The sequence below is a fragment of the Variovorax pasteuri genome (assembly GCF_051216435.1).
In the GTDB taxonomy this organism is placed as follows: domain Bacteria; phylum Pseudomonadota; class Gammaproteobacteria; order Burkholderiales; family Burkholderiaceae_C; genus Variovorax.
In genome coordinates, this window is record NZ_JBPJZS010000002.1 from 1 (window position 1) to 13,571 (window position 13,571).

17 protein-coding genes are annotated in these 13,571 nt (G+C 65.7%); 8 read left to right on the plus strand and 9 right to left on the minus strand.

Annotated elements, in window-relative coordinates:
* Positions 1–111: SDR family NAD(P)-dependent oxidoreductase (locus tag ACSFBM_RS07015; RefSeq protein ID WP_435484774.1), on the minus strand; the 111-nt coding region annotated here is incomplete at its 3' end.
* Between the two features lie 113 nt (positions 112–224).
* Between ACSFBM_RS07015 and ACSFBM_RS07020 the strand changes: the two genes are divergently transcribed.
* On the plus strand, positions 225–587 hold the full coding sequence (locus ACSFBM_RS07020) for a winged helix-turn-helix transcriptional regulator (protein ID WP_435483740.1): 363 nt from the start codon (positions 225–227) through the stop codon (positions 585–587).
* Between the two features lie 317 nt (positions 588–904).
* On the opposite strand, the gene guaA is transcribed toward ACSFBM_RS07020, so the two are convergent.
* The 4 genes from guaA to guaB form a co-directional block, all read right to left on the minus strand.
* Positions 905–2,521 carry a glutamine-hydrolyzing GMP synthase gene (gene guaA, locus ACSFBM_RS07025; RefSeq protein WP_435483741.1) on the minus strand — a complete coding sequence of 539 codons (1,617 nt, stop codon included), beginning with the start codon at positions 2,519–2,521 and terminating at the stop codon, positions 905–907.
* Positions 2,522–2,532: 11 nt separating this feature from the next.
* Entirely contained in the window at positions 2,533–2,967 is a 435-nt protein-coding gene (locus ACSFBM_RS07030; protein WP_435483742.1) for a type II toxin-antitoxin system VapC family toxin, read from the minus strand.
* A complete protein-coding gene (locus ACSFBM_RS07035; RefSeq protein ID WP_435438329.1) occupies positions 2,964–3,212 on the minus strand; it encodes a type II toxin-antitoxin system Phd/YefM family antitoxin in 249 nt (82 codons plus the stop codon). Before ACSFBM_RS07035 ends, ACSFBM_RS07030 begins: the two co-directional genes overlap by 4 nt.
* Before the next feature lie 77 nt (positions 3,213–3,289).
* The gene (gene guaB / locus ACSFBM_RS07040) at positions 3,290–4,759 is read right to left on the minus strand and encodes an IMP dehydrogenase (protein WP_435483743.1); all 1,470 of its coding nucleotides are present in this window, start codon (positions 4,757–4,759) and stop codon (positions 3,290–3,292) included.
* Positions 4,760–4,897: 138 nt separating this feature from the next.
* Between guaB and ACSFBM_RS07045 the strand changes: the two genes are divergently transcribed.
* Positions 4,898–5,419 (plus strand): DUF4124 domain-containing protein, encoded by a 522-nt coding sequence (locus ACSFBM_RS07045; RefSeq protein ID WP_435483744.1) that lies wholly within the window; start codon positions 4,898–4,900, stop codon positions 5,417–5,419.
* 16 nt (positions 5,420–5,435) lie between these two features.
* Here ACSFBM_RS07045 and ACSFBM_RS07050 read toward each other — a convergent pair whose 3' ends face one another.
* Positions 5,436–5,780: an RnfH family protein gene (locus ACSFBM_RS07050; protein WP_435483745.1), complete on the minus strand. Its 345-nt coding sequence runs from the start codon at positions 5,778–5,780 to the stop codon at positions 5,436–5,438.
* Positions 5,780–6,226, minus strand: a complete 447-nt coding sequence (locus tag ACSFBM_RS07055; RefSeq protein ID WP_435483746.1) for a type II toxin-antitoxin system RatA family toxin — start codon at positions 6,224–6,226, stop codon at positions 5,780–5,782. The genes ACSFBM_RS07050 and ACSFBM_RS07055 overlap by 1 nt, the downstream gene beginning before the upstream one ends.
* 64 nt (positions 6,227–6,290) lie before the next feature.
* Here ACSFBM_RS07055 and smpB point away from each other — a divergent pair, with 64 nt between their 5' ends.
* The 6 genes from smpB to ACSFBM_RS07085 all read left to right on the plus strand — a co-directional run bounded on the left by smpB (position 6,291) and on the right by ACSFBM_RS07085 (position 10,654).
* On the plus strand, positions 6,291–6,767 hold the full coding sequence (smpB, locus tag ACSFBM_RS07060; RefSeq protein ID WP_435438324.1) for an SsrA-binding protein SmpB: 477 nt from the start codon (positions 6,291–6,293) through the stop codon (positions 6,765–6,767).
* Positions 6,768–6,864: 97 nt separating this feature from the next.
* Complete coding sequence (locus ACSFBM_RS07065; protein WP_435483747.1) at positions 6,865–7,260, plus strand: COG4315 family predicted lipoprotein; 396 nt, start codon at positions 6,865–6,867, stop codon at positions 7,258–7,260.
* 29 nt (positions 7,261–7,289) lie between these two features.
* A complete protein-coding gene (locus tag ACSFBM_RS07070; RefSeq protein ID WP_435483748.1) occupies positions 7,290–7,805 on the plus strand; it encodes a sigma-70 family RNA polymerase sigma factor in 516 nt (171 codons plus the stop codon).
* 13 nt (positions 7,806–7,818) lie between these two features.
* Positions 7,819–8,637: an anti-sigma factor family protein gene (locus tag ACSFBM_RS07075; protein ID WP_435483749.1), complete on the plus strand. Its 819-nt coding sequence runs from the start codon at positions 7,819–7,821 to the stop codon at positions 8,635–8,637.
* A gap of 90 nt (positions 8,638–8,727) precedes the next feature.
* Entirely contained in the window at positions 8,728–9,120 is a 393-nt protein-coding gene (locus tag ACSFBM_RS07080) for a COG4315 family predicted lipoprotein (protein WP_435483750.1), read from the plus strand.
* Between the two features lie 100 nt (positions 9,121–9,220).
* Complete coding sequence (locus ACSFBM_RS07085; RefSeq protein WP_435483751.1) at positions 9,221–10,654, plus strand: hypothetical protein; 1,434 nt, start codon at positions 9,221–9,223, stop codon at positions 10,652–10,654.
* A 113-nt stretch (positions 10,655–10,767) separates the two neighbouring features.
* Here ACSFBM_RS07085 and typA read toward each other — a convergent pair whose 3' ends face one another.
* Together typA and truB are read right to left on the minus strand one after the other, a co-directional pair.
* The gene (typA, locus tag ACSFBM_RS07090; protein WP_435483752.1) at positions 10,768–12,606 is read right to left on the minus strand and encodes a translational GTPase TypA; all 1,839 of its coding nucleotides are present in this window, start codon (positions 12,604–12,606) and stop codon (positions 10,768–10,770) included.
* Positions 12,603–13,571: a tRNA pseudouridine(55) synthase TruB gene (truB, locus tag ACSFBM_RS07095; protein ID WP_435483753.1), complete on the minus strand. Its 969-nt coding sequence runs from the start codon at positions 13,569–13,571 to the stop codon at positions 12,603–12,605. The genes typA and truB overlap by 4 nt, the downstream gene beginning before the upstream one ends.

Genomic DNA, 13,571 nt, shown 5'->3' on the forward strand with positions numbered 1-13,571 from the left:
GCCGAAGATGAAGACGAAGGCGCCCTCCTCGATGAAGCGCTTTGCAGCGGCGAGGCCGATGCCGGTAGCGCCGCCGGTGATCACGGCGGTCTTTCCATTCAGTCTGGTCATGTCATGCATCCTTCTTTGGAGTTGTACGGAAGCAGGGAACTGCTTGCCCGAGGACAAACATGCAGTTCTGATAACCTAACGACAAGTATTCACATTTAGGTAAGTACCCAAAAATGACGAAACCCACTGAAATCTGCGATACCGGCTGCGGGCTCAACGCCACGCTGCGCATCATCTCGGGCAAGTGGAAACCGCTGGTCCTGTTCTTCCTGCGCGACGGCCCGAAGCGCTACGGCGAGCTCAAGCGCTTGATACCGGGCGTCAGCGACAAGGTGCTGATCCAGCAATTGAAGGATCTGGAGGCCGATCGCGTGCTGGCGCGGACCGACTACAAGGAAGTGCCGCCGCGTGTGGACTACGCGCTGACCCCGCTCGGTCGCACCCTGGCCGACGCGATCGTCCCGCTGTGCACCTGGGGAACCCAGAACGCGGCGGAAATGGCAAGCATCTTCGCCACGCGCGACGCCTTGCCCTAGCGTGCGCACGCCAACCGCCGCTTCTGCTTTCAGTCGCACCTATCATTTCGACCACCGCCGCCTCCAGGCCAAGCAACACTTGACCTGAAGATAGGGGGAACCGGGCCGGTCGTCTGTGCGACAGCGAACGCCCGGTGCTCAAGGAAGGCGGCGCGCCAGGCGGGCATCGGCTCCCTCATTGCATCGACATCCGGCACCCGGTGTCGCCCCAACCATCGCGTCGATGAGAACGACCCGAGAGATGAATTGCTCCCACGATGTTGTGGAGCTGCGGTCAGCTTTTCGATAGCTGGCGATAGTCCCCGAAGGACGTCAACTCACTCCCACTCGATCGTCGCCGGCGGCTTGCTCGACACGTCGTAGGTCACGCGGTTGATGCCGCGCACTTCATTGATGATGCGGCCCGACACCTTCTTCAGCAGCGCGTAGGGCAGCTCGGCCCAGTCGGCCGTCATGAAGTCGCTGGTCTGCACGGCGCGCAGCGCCACCACGTAGTCGTAGGTGCGCCCGTCGCCCATCACGCCCACGCTCTTCACCGGCAGGAACACGGTGAAGGCCTGGCTCGTGAGGTCGTACCAAGTCTTGCCCGACTCGTCCTTGAAGTTGCGCAACTCCTCGATGAAGATCGCATCGGCGCGGCGCAGCAGGTCGGCGTATTCCTTCTTCACCTCGCCCAGGATGCGCACGCCCAGGCCCGGCCCGGGGAACGGATGGCGGTACACCATCTCGGGCGGCAGGCCGAGTGCAACGCCCAGTTCGCGCACTTCGTCCTTGAACAGGTCGCGCAGCGGCTCGAGCAGCTTGAGGCCCAACTGCTCGGGCAGGCCGCCCACGTTGTGGTGGCTCTTGATGGTGACGGCCTTCTTGCTCTTGGCGCCGCCCGACTCGATGACGTCGGGGTAGATGGTGCCCTGCGCGAGGAAGGTCGCGCCCTTGTGACCACCATCGCCGGCCTTCAACTTCGCGGCTTCCTGCTTGAACACGGTGACGAACTCGCCGCCGATGATCTTGCGCTTGGCTTCGGGGTCGCTCACGCCTGCGAGCTTGCCGAGGAACAGGTCGCTGGCATCGACGCGAATCACCTTCGCGTTGAGCTTGCCTTCGAACATCTCCATGACCAGGTCGCCCTCGTTCAGGCGCAGCAGGCCGTGGTCGACGAACACGCAAGTCAGCTGGTCGCCGATGGCGCGGTGGATGAGCGCGGCAGCCACGCTCGAATCGACGCCGCCGGACAGGCCCAGGATGACTTCCTCGTCACCCACCTGCTCGCGGATCTTCTGCACGGCCTCGGCGATGTGGTCGCGCATGACCCAGTCGGGCTTGGCATCGCAGATGCCGAGCACGAAGCGCTCGAGCAGCGCCTTGCCCTGCACGGTGTGCGTGACTTCCGGGTGGAACTGCACGCCGTAGTAGCGGCGCGCCTCGTCGGCCATGCCGGCGATGGGGCAGCTGTCGGTGCTGGCCATGAGCTTGAAGCCCGGCGGCAGCTCGGTGACCTTGTCGCCGTGGCTCATCCACACGTTGAGCATGCCGTGCCCTTCGGGCGTGGTGAAGTCGGCAATGTCCTTCAGCAGCGCGGTGTGGCCATGGGCGCGCACCGCCGCAAAGCCGAACTCCCGCTTGTGGCCGCCCTCGACCTTGCCGCCGAGCTGATGGGCCATGGTCTGCATGCCGTAGCAGATGCCGAGCACCGGCACGCCGAGGTCGAACACGGCCTGCGGGCACTTGTCGGTGGTATCCTCGTACACGCTGGCGTGGCTGCCGGAAAGGATCACGCCCTTCAGGTGGCCGTCGGCGGCGTATTCGCGCACCCATTCGTCGGTGACGTCGCAGGGATGCACTTCGCTCAGCACATGGGCTTCGCGCACGCGGCGTGCAATGAGTTGCGTGACTTGCGAGCCGAAGTCGAGGATGAGGATCTTGTCGTGTTGCATGGCGAGAGGACTCAGAGCGTTGAAATGTCGAACAGCTTGACGCCCGCGTGCGGCGCCGCCTGGATGAGTTGCTCGTCGAAAGTGGCGAGCGGGAGATCTAGCGATTTGGCGAGCCAGAGATAGCCTGCGTCGTACAGCGACACGCCGGCGTCGATGGCCACGGCCAGCACGGCCTTGTGTTGCGCGGGTGCGAGCTCGTGCAGTTCCACGCGGTGGCGGATGGCGTCGAGCACGCTCCACAGCCCTTCGACCGCGGACGCGGGGATGCGGCCGCTGCGCACGCCGTTGGCAAGAATGTTGGCGCACTCCCATTGCCAGGCGTTGGGCGCCTGCGGCTCGACCTCGTCGCGGCGAATGGCGGCGTAGAGCTTGCGGGTGTGTTCGCTGGCCTGGTCGGGCAGCAGCCAGGCGGCGGTGACCGAGGCGTCCATGACGAAGGCGGTCATGGCTGGCGCCCTTCTTCGCGCAAGGCGCGCAACGAAAGACCGGGCCGGATGGTGGCGTGCAGCGCGTCGATCTGCCCGAGCTCGCGCTCGATCTGCTCGTCGGTGATGACGGGCTTGCGACGCACCGGCAGCATGCGCACGACTTCCTTGCCGTGGCGGGTGATGCGAACCTCCTCGCCCTTTTCGACGAGGTCGATCAGGGCCGAGAAGTTGTTCTTGGCTTCAGCGATGCCGATGGATTGCATTTGGGCCAGAAAAACTGAATCTGGCCCAAATTCTAATGCCAATGTGGCCCGACTTTCAAGGTCTGGCCAGATTAGGCTTACTCAGCCCGGTAGTTCGGCGCTTCCTTCGTGATCTGCACGTCGTGCACGTGGCTCTCACGGATGCCGGCCGTGGTGATCTCGACGAACTCGGCCTTGTTCTGCATGTCCGCGATGGTCGCGCAACCGCAGTAGCCCATGCTGGCGCGCACGCCGCCGGCCATCTGGTAGACGATGGAGACGATCGAGCCTTTGTAAGGCACGCGGCCTTCGATGCCTTCGGGCACCAGCTTGTCGGTGTTGGGATTGCCGGTGCTCGATTCCTGGAAGTACCGGTCGGCACTGCCCTGCTGCATTGCGCCGATGGAGCCCATGCCGCGGTAGCTCTTGTAGCTGCGGCCCTGGTACAGCACGATTTCGCCGGGTGCCTCTTCGGTGCCGGCGAACATGCTGCCCATCATCACGGTGCTGGCGCCGGCGGCAATCGCCTTGGCGATGTCGCCCGAGTAGCGCACGCCGCCGTCGGAAATGAGCGGAATGCCCGTGCCCTGCAGCGCGGTGGCGACGCTGTCGACCGCCATGATCTGCGGCACGCCCACGCCGGCCACGATGCGGGTGGTGCAGATGGAGCCCGGGCCGATGCCGACCTTGACCGCATCGGCGCCCACGTCGGCCAGCGCACGCGCTGCGTCACCGGTGGCGATGTTGCCGCCGATGACGTCGACCTGCGGATAGTTGCGCTTGACCCAGCGCACGCGCTCGATCACGCCGGCGCTGTGGCCATGCGCGGTGTCGACGACGATGGCGTCGACACCGGCCTTCACCAGCGCTTCGACGCGCTCCTCGGTGCCGTCACCGACGCCCACCGCCGCGCCCACGCGCAGGCGGCCGCTGGCGTCGCGTGCGGCGTTGGGGAAGCTGGTCTGCTTGGTGATGTCCTTGACGGTGATCAGGCCCTTGAGCTCCCAGTCGCTGTTGATGACCAGCAGGCGCTCGAGCTTGTACTTGTTGAGCAGCGCCTTGGCATCGGCCAGCGTGGTGCCGTCTGGCACGGTGATGAGCTTGTCGCGCTGCGTCATGATTTCGCTCACGGGCACGTCGTAGCGGGTTTCGAAGCGCAGGTCGCGCCCCGTCACGATGCCCACGACCTTGCCGCCGTCGATCACCGGGAAGCCGGAAATGCCGAGCTGGTCGGACAGCGCCATCACCTGGCGCACCGAGTGCGTCGGCGTGATCACCACCGGGTCGCGCAGCACGCCCGACTCGTAGCGCTTCACGCGGGCCACTTCGGCGGCCTGCTGTTGCGCGGTGAGGTTCTTGTGCACGATTCCCATGCCGCCCTCCTGCGCGATGGCGATCGCGAGGCGGGCTTCCGTCACGGTGTCCATGGCCGCCGAGACGAGCGGCAGGTTCAGCGTGATGTTGCGGGAGAGTTTGGTGGCGAGGGAGGTGTCCTTGGGCAGGACCTGGGAGAACGCTGGCACCAACAACACATCGTCGAAGGTGAGCGCTTTGCCGAGAAGGCGCATGGGTGAAGCTCCAAAAGACGGATTGTAACGAGGCGCCCGAAGGGTTTGCCGGCCCGGGCTTTTTCGCGGCGTTGCAAAACCACCCAATGCCAACCGATGCGGATGTTGCAAAAAGTAAGGCGTGGCTAGAATTCGCGCATGAAATTCGTGCATTGGCTGGTACTGGGATGTGTCGTTGCGCTGCCGCTCTCCGCGAGCGCCCAATGGCAATGGCTCGACAAGAACGGCAAGAAGGTCTTCAGCGACCAGGCGCCGCCGCCCGACATTCCCGAGAAGAACATCCTGCGCCGCGTCGGCCCGCCACCGGTCGCACGCTCCACCGCGAACCCGAACGTGGACGCCGCGCCCGCGGAAGGCGCCGCCGATGCCGCACCGAAGGCCGCCGCGGCCCCGAAGCCCACCGGTGTCGACAAGGAACTCGAAGAGAAAACCAAAAAGGCCGAAGCCGACGAAAAGGCCAGGCAGGCTGCCGAGGCCGCCAAGGTCGCCAAGGCCAAGGCCGACAACTGCGCCCTCGCCCGCCAGGGAAAGGCCACGGTCGACAGCGGCATCCGCATCGCCAAGGTCAACGCGAAAGGCGAGCGCGAAATCATGGACGACTCCGCGCGCGCCGCCGAGCAAAAGCGCATTCAGTCGGTCATCGACAGCGACTGCAAGTGACGCTGACGCAGCAGCGTCAGTAACCGTCCGCGCCGCCCTTGCGGCGGTTCGCGAAAAGACCGGTTCCCCGCGCGCCCTGGCGCTGAAAGCGCTCCCGGCGCGCGACCTTCGGATCGACCTCGAGGGGACGGCACAGCTCGACGCGGTCACCGGCCTTCAGGGCCTGGTCCCACTCGACCGCCCTGCCCCAAATGCCTGGTGTGGTGGCGTGGCGCCAGTCCAGGTCCGGAAACTGCCGAGACAGCCCGCTGGCCTTGACCGCATCGGCCACAGTCGTACCGGGCGCAAGCCGCAGCATCTGCTCGAACACCTCGCGCGCCGCAGGCGAGCAGCTCAGGGTGACCTCGATCGCACCGGTCATCAGGTGACGCCGTAGACCTGCTCGGCGCGCTTGACGAAGGCCTCGACAAGACTGGAGGCGATGGTGTCGAAGACCGGCCCCACCAGCGCCTGGAGCGCGAAATTGCTGAAGCCGTAGCTCAGGTGCAGTTCGACGCGGCAGGCGCGCTCGCCCGCTTCGCCCACCGGCACGAACTTCCATTGGCCGTCGAGGTTGGAGAACGGCCCGTCGACCAGCTTGAGCTGCACCTCGCGCCCCGGCACATGGGTGTTGCGGGTAGTAAAGCTCTTGTGCAGCCCGCCGAAGGACAGGCCGACTTCGGCAGTCATGCCATCCTCGTGCTGCTCGACGACGCGCGACTTGTCGCACCAGGGAAGAAACTGCGGATACTTGGCCACGTCGGTGACCAGCGCGTACATTTCTTCGGCGCTGTACCAGATGAGGACGGACTTGTTGACTGTTTTCATAGAATCGGCACGCGTGCGCGACGGAGATTGTATTGAAGCCATGCAGCCCCAACATTCCTGAGTCATGGCCACAAAGAAACAAGACACCTCCTCCCGCATCGCCGACAACAAGAAGGCCGCCTACAACTATTTCTTCGAAGAGCGCTTCGAGGCCGGCATGGTCCTCGAGGGCTGGGAAGTCAAATCGCTGCGCGAAGGCAAGGTGCAGCTGACCGACGGCTACGTGGTGATCCGCGAAGGCGAGCTGTACGTGGTGGGCCTGCAGATCAACCCGCTCAAGAGCGCCTCGACCCACGTCAGTCCCGACTCGATACGCACCAAGAAACTGCTGCTGCACAAGGAAGAAATCCGCCGCCTCGTCGGAAAGATCGAGCAGAAGGGCTACACGCTGGTGCCACTCAACCTGCACTGGAAAGCCGGCAAGGTGAAGTGCGACATCGCGCTGGCCAAGGGCAAGGCCGAGCACGACAAACGCGACACCATCAAGGACCGCGAAGGCAAGCGCGAGGTCGAGCGCGCCATGAAGAGCCGCAGCCGCTGAATCTTTTTTTGCAGGCCATGGAATAAAAGACCCGCCGCGGGCGTTTGTACGTTTGTCACCGGACAAGCCGGTGCCATCACAACCCAGGAGTCTTTCCATGTCGCCTTTCAGCCGTTCGCTCCCTCCTCTTCTTTCGCGTGCTTCCTTCGCCGTGCTGCTCGGCGCCCTGCTCGCGCTGCCGGCCTTCGCCCAGCCCAAGCCCGCCGATGGCGCGCTCGTCGGCGCCACGGGCATGACGCTCTACACCTTCGACAAGGACACCGCGGGCAGCGGCAAGTCGGCCTGCAACGGCGGCTGCGCCACCAACTGGCCGCCGTTCATCGCCTCCGAAGGCGACAAGGCGACTGGCGACTTCACCATCGTCACCCGCGACGACGGCAAGAAGCAATGGGCCGCCAAGGGCTGGCCCCTGTACTACTGGGCCAAGGACAGCAAGCCGGGAGACAAGACCGGCGACGGCGTCAACGGCACCTGGAAAATCGCCAAGCCCTGATCGACTTTCTTGGATCGGTGCACGCCCTCATGGACGCCCGCCTGCTGATCGAGCACACCCCGAGCCTGCGCCGCTATGCGCGTGCGCTCACGGGCAATGCATGGGCCGCCGATGACCTGGTGCAGGACACGCTCGAGCGCGCCTGCAGCAAGTGGCGCCTGTGGGTCGTGGGCAGCGATCTGCGCGCGTGGCTGTTCACCGTGATGCACAACATCTTTGCCAGCCAGGTGCGGCGCACGCCGCCACCGCATGCCGTGGTCTCGCTCGACGACCTGCCGCACGAAATGCAGGGCGGCATCGACCCGGGCCGCGACCAGGGCACGCGCCTGGACCTGCAACGCTGCCTGATGCAGTTGCCCGAGGAGCAACGCGCCGTGCTGCTGCTGGTGACGCTCGAAGACCTGTCATATGCCGAGGTGGCCAAGGTGCTCGGCATTCCCGCGGGCACCGTCATGTCGCGCCTGTCGCGCGCCCGCGTCCGGCTGCAGGAACTGATGGACGGCGCCTGCGCGCCCGTTCGTCCCGGCCTGCGCCGCCTCAAATGAAAATCGCCACAGCATGAACCGCCCCGCCCCGCCCCCCACCGACGACGAGCTGCACGCCTGGGTCGACGGCCAACTGGCTGCCGAGCGACATGGCGCGGTCGAAGAAGCCATTGCGCGCGATCCTGCCGTGGCCGCCAAGATCGCCGCGTGGCACACGCAGCGCGACGCCTTGCGCAGGCTGCACGGCGAACTGCTCGACGAGCCCGTTCCCGCGGCCCTGATGAATGCGCTCGGCGGCCATCCGACACGACAAGCGCCGCGTGCTTCCTGGATGCGCTGGGGCGGCATGGCGGCCGGCGTGCTGGTCGCTTTCGCCGCCGGCTGGATCGGCAGCAGCCAATGGTCCGCCGCGCGCGGCGGCTCGCAGCTGGCCAAGGCACCTGCGGTGCGCGAGTTCGTGCACGACGCGTCAATGGCGCACGCCGTGTACGTGCCGGAGAAGCGGCACCCTGTCGAAGTGGCCGCGTCCGAGCAGCAGCATCTGGTGCAGTGGCTGTCCAAGCGCCTGGACCGGCCGTTGAAGGTGCCCGACCTGTCTTCCCAGGGGTACACCCTGGTCGGTGGCCGGTTGCTGCCCGGAGAAACCGGCGCTCGCGCCCAGTTCATGTTCGAGGACGCCGCCGGCGAGCGCGTGACGCTGTACATCGGCACGCTCGACGCCAACGCCGCCGGGGCCGCCGCCGCGCGCGAAACCGCCTTCCGCTTCGCCTCCGAAGGCTCCGTGCCCAGCTTCTACTGGGTCGACCAAGGCTTCGGCTACGCCCTCGCGGGCAAGCTGCCGCGAGAACTGCTGCTCAAACTGGCGACGCTGGCCTACCGCGATTTGTCTTGATGAACGCATAAACTGCCGGCTCGCGCATTTATTCGGCCCGGCCCGTCACCGGATCCGACTTCGCGATTTTTCAACTGAAGGAGAAACTGCATGAAATTGCTCAGCGCCTCGATCCTCGCGGCGGCCCTGCTTGCCGGCTGCGGCAGCATGTCCCCGACCGCCAAAGCGCCCGACACCCCCACCCGCACCGCCGACGGCGTGCTGGTCGGACCGAACGGCATGACGCTGTACACCTTCACCAAGGACACGGCCGGCGCCGGCACCTCCGCCTGCAACGCCCAGTGCGCCACCAACTGGCCCCCGCTCGGCGTGGCCGAGACGGCCAAGCCCATCGGCGGCTACACCATCATCATTCGCGAAGACGGCAAGCGCCAATGGGCCTACAAGGGCTGGCCGCTGTACTTCTGGTCGAAGGACGCCAAGGCTGGCGACAAGACCGGCGACGGCGTTGCCAACGGCGCCTGGAAGGTTGCGCGCCCCTGATTCACCAGGGCACCTCAACGAAACGCCGGCAACTGCCGGCGTTTTTTTTTGACCGCATCGACCGACGCATCGCTCCGAGGGGGCACGGCAGAATGCCCGCATGACTTCTGACGCCAACCCCGACGCGTTCCTTGCGCTGCTGACCCAGGGCCTGATCACCGACACGCAGCACGACGCCGTGCTCGCACATCCCGAGACGCCGAGTCTCCCGCCCCTTCCAGGGCCCGCGCATGCCCTGGCATGGATGCGCGTGCGAGGCCTGATCACCGAAGCCCAACAGAACGCCGCGCTCGACAAGGTCGAGGCCGCCGAGCCTGCCCATCCGCACGCAGACGACGCCGCCATGAGCGCCATGGACGCCGACGACATGGTCGAACTGGCCGGGCAAGGCATCACCCATGAGGCGCTCCAGGCACTGCACAGCGACGGCCTCATCGATACGCCGACACGCGACGAGGCGCTGGAAGAAACACCCGTTGTCGGCAGCGTGCCCGCGTCCGCAGCGGCCACGCTGGCCTGGCTGGTGAGCGAGGAGCTCATCGACAAGAAAGGCTTCGAAGCACTCCGCGCCCAGGTTGCCGCCGAGCCGGCCTTTGCCATGGCCGCCGATCGCGTCCGCATCGTGAACGAGGCACAGGCGCTGATCGATGCCGAAGCGCAAGCCATGAAGGCATGGCAGTCCCGCACGCAGCGCGCCCGCCGCATCGGCGCATTGAAGTTGATGCTGACCGTGCTGGTGATCGGCGGCGGCCTCGGCTGGTACTTCTTTGCGCCGGCCGGCGTGCCCGCCTGCGACGCGGCCTCCACGCGCAAGACGCTCGACAACCTGATGTTTCGTGTTTCCGTGGACGTGCGCATGCGCACCCTCGATCCGCAAAAGCGCGCCGAGCTTCAAACGCCGTCCATCGGCAGCATGCGCGAGATCGGCTACCGCAAGACGGACCGTGTGCGCGGCTGCACGGCCGTGATGACGCAGGGCGACAAGCGCGACCCGATGGCCTACACCATCGGCCCCGTCGCGCCGAAGAGCGACGAAATGGTGGTGCGCGGCGCCGACCTGGCCATCGTGCAGGCGCGCTTCGGCAACCTCGACGCCCAGGGCAAGCCGCGCTACAACGCCGAGCCCATCGGTCGTGCGGCGCTGGAGCACGCATTCCGCGAAGGGGCCGCGCCGCTGAGCGCGCGTTCGGCCAGCTCGGCACTGTCTCGCCAGCGTCCTCGCAACGAATCAGGCTTGGTGGACAAGGACCCGGACCGCTCGCGCGAGATCGCCGAGGTCGAGGTTGCCGGGCCATGCCGGGCGCTCGAGAACGACGCCGTGCAGGCCTGCCCGCTCGTCATCGAATACAACGACCGACTGCTGAGCGCCATCGGCGGAGACACCCAGTCGCTCGCGCTGGCCGGTGAATTCAAGTTTCTGAAAGAGAACGGCAACTGGCGCGTGAGCGACGATTTTCCGAAGACCTTCTTGCGCTCGGTGCTCGAGGCGCGCTTGAAGCGCACGGGCCTCGCCGCCGAGGCCCTGCCGCAATAAGACAGCGCAGCGCCCCAACGAAAAAATCACCCCCGGCGGCAGCCTCTCGAAGAGGCTGCGCCAGAAGGTGATCTGGATACTGCGCGCCCCTGCACAGGCAGGGGCTGAGGCCATCAGCCTTGCGACGTGTCGCGGCCGGCGCGCTTGCGCTCGTTTTCCTTCAGGAAGCGCTTGCGCAGGCGCACGCTCTTGGGCGTGATTTCGACCAGCTCGTCGTCCTCGATGAACTCGACGCCGTATTCCAGCGTGAGGTCGATCGGGGGCGTGATCTTGATCGCGTCTTCCTTGCCGCTCACGCGGAAGTTGGTCAGCTGCTTGGTGCGCGTGGCGTTCACGACCAGGTCGTTGTCGCGGCTGTGGATGCCCACGATCATGCCTTCGTACACCGGATCGTTCGCCTTCACGAACATGCGGCCACGGTCATCCAGCTTGCCCAGCGCGTAGGTGAAGATTTCACCGTCGTCCATCGAGATCAGCACGCCGTTCTTGCGGCCGCCGATGTCGCCCTTGTGCGCCTCGTAGCTGTCGAAGATGTTGCTGATGAGGCCCGAGCCGCGCGTCAGGTTCAGGAATTCGTTGGTGAAGCCGATCAGGCCACGCGCCGGAATGCGGTACTCCAGGCGCACGCGACCACGGCCGTCCGGTTCCATGTTGACCAGTTCGCCCTTGCGCTCGCCCAGTGCCTGCATCACGCCGCCCTGATGGCCTTCTTCGATGTCGGCCGTGACCATTTCAATGGGTTCGTGCTTCTCGCCATTCACGGTGCGGAACACCACGCGCGGCTTCGAGACGGCCATTTCATAGCCCTCGCGGCGCATGTTTTCCAAGAGGATGGTCAGGTGCAGTTCGCCGCGGCCCATCACTTCGAAGATGCCTTCTTCGTCGGTCTCGCTCACGCGCAGGGCGACGTTGTGCTGCAGTTCCTTTTGCAGGCGGTCCCAGATCTGGCGGCTGGTGACGAACTTGCCTTCGCGGCCGGCCAGCGGGCTGGTGTTCACGCAGAAGTTCATGGTCAGGGTCGGTTCGTCGACCTTGAGCATGGGCAGCGGCGCAGGATTGTCCTTGTCGGTCACGGTGACGCCGATGCCGATGTCGGCGATGCCGTTGATCAGCACGATTTCGCCGGGACCGGCTTCGGTCGATTGCACGCGGTCCAGGCCCTGGAAGGTCAGCACCTGGTTGACGCGACCCTTGACGGTCTTGCCGTCCGGGCCTTCCATGACCAGCACGTCGGTCATCGGACGCAGCGTGCCCTGGCTGATGCGGCCCACGCCGATGCGGCCGACGAAGGTCGAGAAGTCGAGTGCGGAAATCTGCAGCTGCAGCGGCGCTGCAGGGTCGCCCTTTTGCGACGGCACGTGCTTCAGGATGGTGTTGAACAGGGCCGACATGTCGGGGCCCCACTGCTCGCCGGGAGCGCCTTCTTCGAGCGACGACCAGCCGTTGATGCCCGAGGCATACACCACGGGGAAGTCGAGCTGTTCGTCGGTGGCACCGAGCTTGTCGAACAGGTCGAAGGCGGCGTTGACCACCTTGTCAGGGTTGGCACCCGGCTTGTCGACCTTGTTCACCACCAGGATCGGCTTCAGGCCGAGGGCCAGCGCCTTCTTGGTCACGAAGCGCGTCTGCGGCATCGGGCCTTCCTGCGCGTCGATCAGCAGCACCACGCCGTCGACCATCGACAGCGCGCGTTCCACTTCACCGCCGAAGTCCGCGTGGCCCGGGGTGTCGACGATGTTGATGTGCGTGCCTTCCCAGGTCACGGCGCAGTTCTTGGCCAGGATCGTGATGCCACGTTCCTTTTCGATGGCGTTGTTGTCCATCACCGTGTCGACGACCTTCTCGTGCTCGGCGAAGGTGCCCGACTGGCGCAGCAGCTGGTCGACCATCGTGGTCTTGCCATGGTCCACGTGGGCAATGATGGCGATATTGCGGATTTGCTTGGTACTCATGGTGTCGCTTCGGTCTGTTGTGCGTTCAAAAGAATTTGCTGGATTTCGATGGGGTTCAGCAAGCGCCCCGGGATCAATTCACCGGCCTTGACGTGGGCGGAGCCCAGGAAGGCCGGCGGCTCGGTGCCGAACACGGCCACCTCGCCCGCATCGGCCCAGTCGCCGCGGCGGCGCAGGCCCGAAAGAAAACGTGCCGCATCTTCCGCGCCGAGCGTGACGCGGCTGTGGCCGTCCACCAGCGATTCGGCAGGCAAGAGCTGCGCCAGGCGCTGCTCTTCGTCCATCGCTTCGAGGGCTTCGAGCGTGATGCACTGCGCCTGGACAAAACCGCCGGTGGCGATGCGCCGCAGCGCAGTCAGATGTGCGCCACACCCGAGGGCCTCGCCGATGTCTTCCCCGAGCGTGCGGATGTAGGTGCCCTTGCTCACGTTTGCCTCGATTTTGATAGCAAACTCTTGAGGCTGGACGCTCGCATCCGACACTTTCAGCTGGTGAATCACGACGTCGCGCGGGGCCCGCTCAACTTCGATGCCTTCACGGGCGTATTCATACAGCGCCTTGCCGTCCTTCTTCAGTGCGCTGTGCATCGGCGGCACCTGACGGATCGCTCCGGTGAACTGCGCCTCCACGCGCGCCAGGTCTTCTGGCGTGACATGCACGGGTCGCTCCTCGATCACCTCGCCCTCGGCGTCGCCGGTGGCGGTCTTCACCCCCAGGCGGGCCGTGGCCACGTAGATCTTGTCGGCGTCCAGGTGCAGCTGGCTGAACTTGGTGGCCGCGCCGAAACACAAGGGCAGGACGCCGGTGGCGAGCGGATCGAGCGTGCCGGTGTGGCCCGCTTTTTCCGCGCGCAGCAACCACTTGGCCTTCTGCAAAGCCTGGTTGCTGGAGAGACCCAGCGGTTTGTCGAGCAACAACACCCCATGCACAGGGCGCCGCTGCACCCTTGTGCGTGGCGCGTTCAT

Excerpts from the sequence above, each read along its gene's own strand:
- ACSFBM_RS07020 (WP_435483740.1), top strand. The coding sequence starts at position 225 with ATGACGAAACCCACTGAAATCTGCGATACCGGCTGCGGGCTCAACGCC.
- guaA (WP_435483741.1), bottom strand. The coding sequence starts at position 2,521 with ATGCAACACGACAAGATCCTCATCCTCGACTTCGGCTCGCAAGTCACG.
- ACSFBM_RS07030 (WP_435483742.1), bottom strand. The coding sequence starts at position 2,967 with ATGACCGCCTTCGTCATGGACGCCTCGGTCACCGCCGCCTGGCTGCTG.
- ACSFBM_RS07035 (WP_435438329.1), bottom strand. The coding sequence starts at position 3,212 with ATGCAATCCATCGGCATCGCTGAAGCCAAGAACAACTTCTCGGCCCTG.
- guaB (WP_435483743.1), bottom strand. The coding sequence starts at position 4,759 with ATGCGCCTTCTCGGCAAAGCGCTCACCTTCGACGATGTGTTGTTGGTG.
- ACSFBM_RS07045 (WP_435483744.1), top strand. The coding sequence starts at position 4,898 with ATGAAATTCGTGCATTGGCTGGTACTGGGATGTGTCGTTGCGCTGCCG.
- ACSFBM_RS07050 (WP_435483745.1), bottom strand. The coding sequence starts at position 5,780 with ATGACCGGTGCGATCGAGGTCACCCTGAGCTGCTCGCCTGCGGCGCGC.
- ACSFBM_RS07055 (WP_435483746.1), bottom strand. The coding sequence starts at position 6,226 with ATGAAAACAGTCAACAAGTCCGTCCTCATCTGGTACAGCGCCGAAGAA.
- smpB (WP_435438324.1), top strand. The coding sequence starts at position 6,291 with ATGGCCACAAAGAAACAAGACACCTCCTCCCGCATCGCCGACAACAAG.
- ACSFBM_RS07065 (WP_435483747.1), top strand. The coding sequence starts at position 6,865 with ATGTCGCCTTTCAGCCGTTCGCTCCCTCCTCTTCTTTCGCGTGCTTCC.
- ACSFBM_RS07070 (WP_435483748.1), top strand. The coding sequence starts at position 7,290 with ATGGACGCCCGCCTGCTGATCGAGCACACCCCGAGCCTGCGCCGCTAT.
- ACSFBM_RS07075 (WP_435483749.1), top strand. The coding sequence starts at position 7,819 with ATGAACCGCCCCGCCCCGCCCCCCACCGACGACGAGCTGCACGCCTGG.
- ACSFBM_RS07080 (WP_435483750.1), top strand. The coding sequence starts at position 8,728 with ATGAAATTGCTCAGCGCCTCGATCCTCGCGGCGGCCCTGCTTGCCGGC.
- ACSFBM_RS07085 (WP_435483751.1), top strand. The coding sequence starts at position 9,221 with ATGACTTCTGACGCCAACCCCGACGCGTTCCTTGCGCTGCTGACCCAG.
- typA (WP_435483752.1), bottom strand. The coding sequence starts at position 12,606 with ATGAGTACCAAGCAAATCCGCAATATCGCCATCATTGCCCACGTGGAC.
- truB (WP_435483753.1), bottom strand. The coding sequence starts at position 13,571 with ATGAACGCGCCACGCACAAGGGTGCAGCGGCGCCCTGTGCATGGGGTG.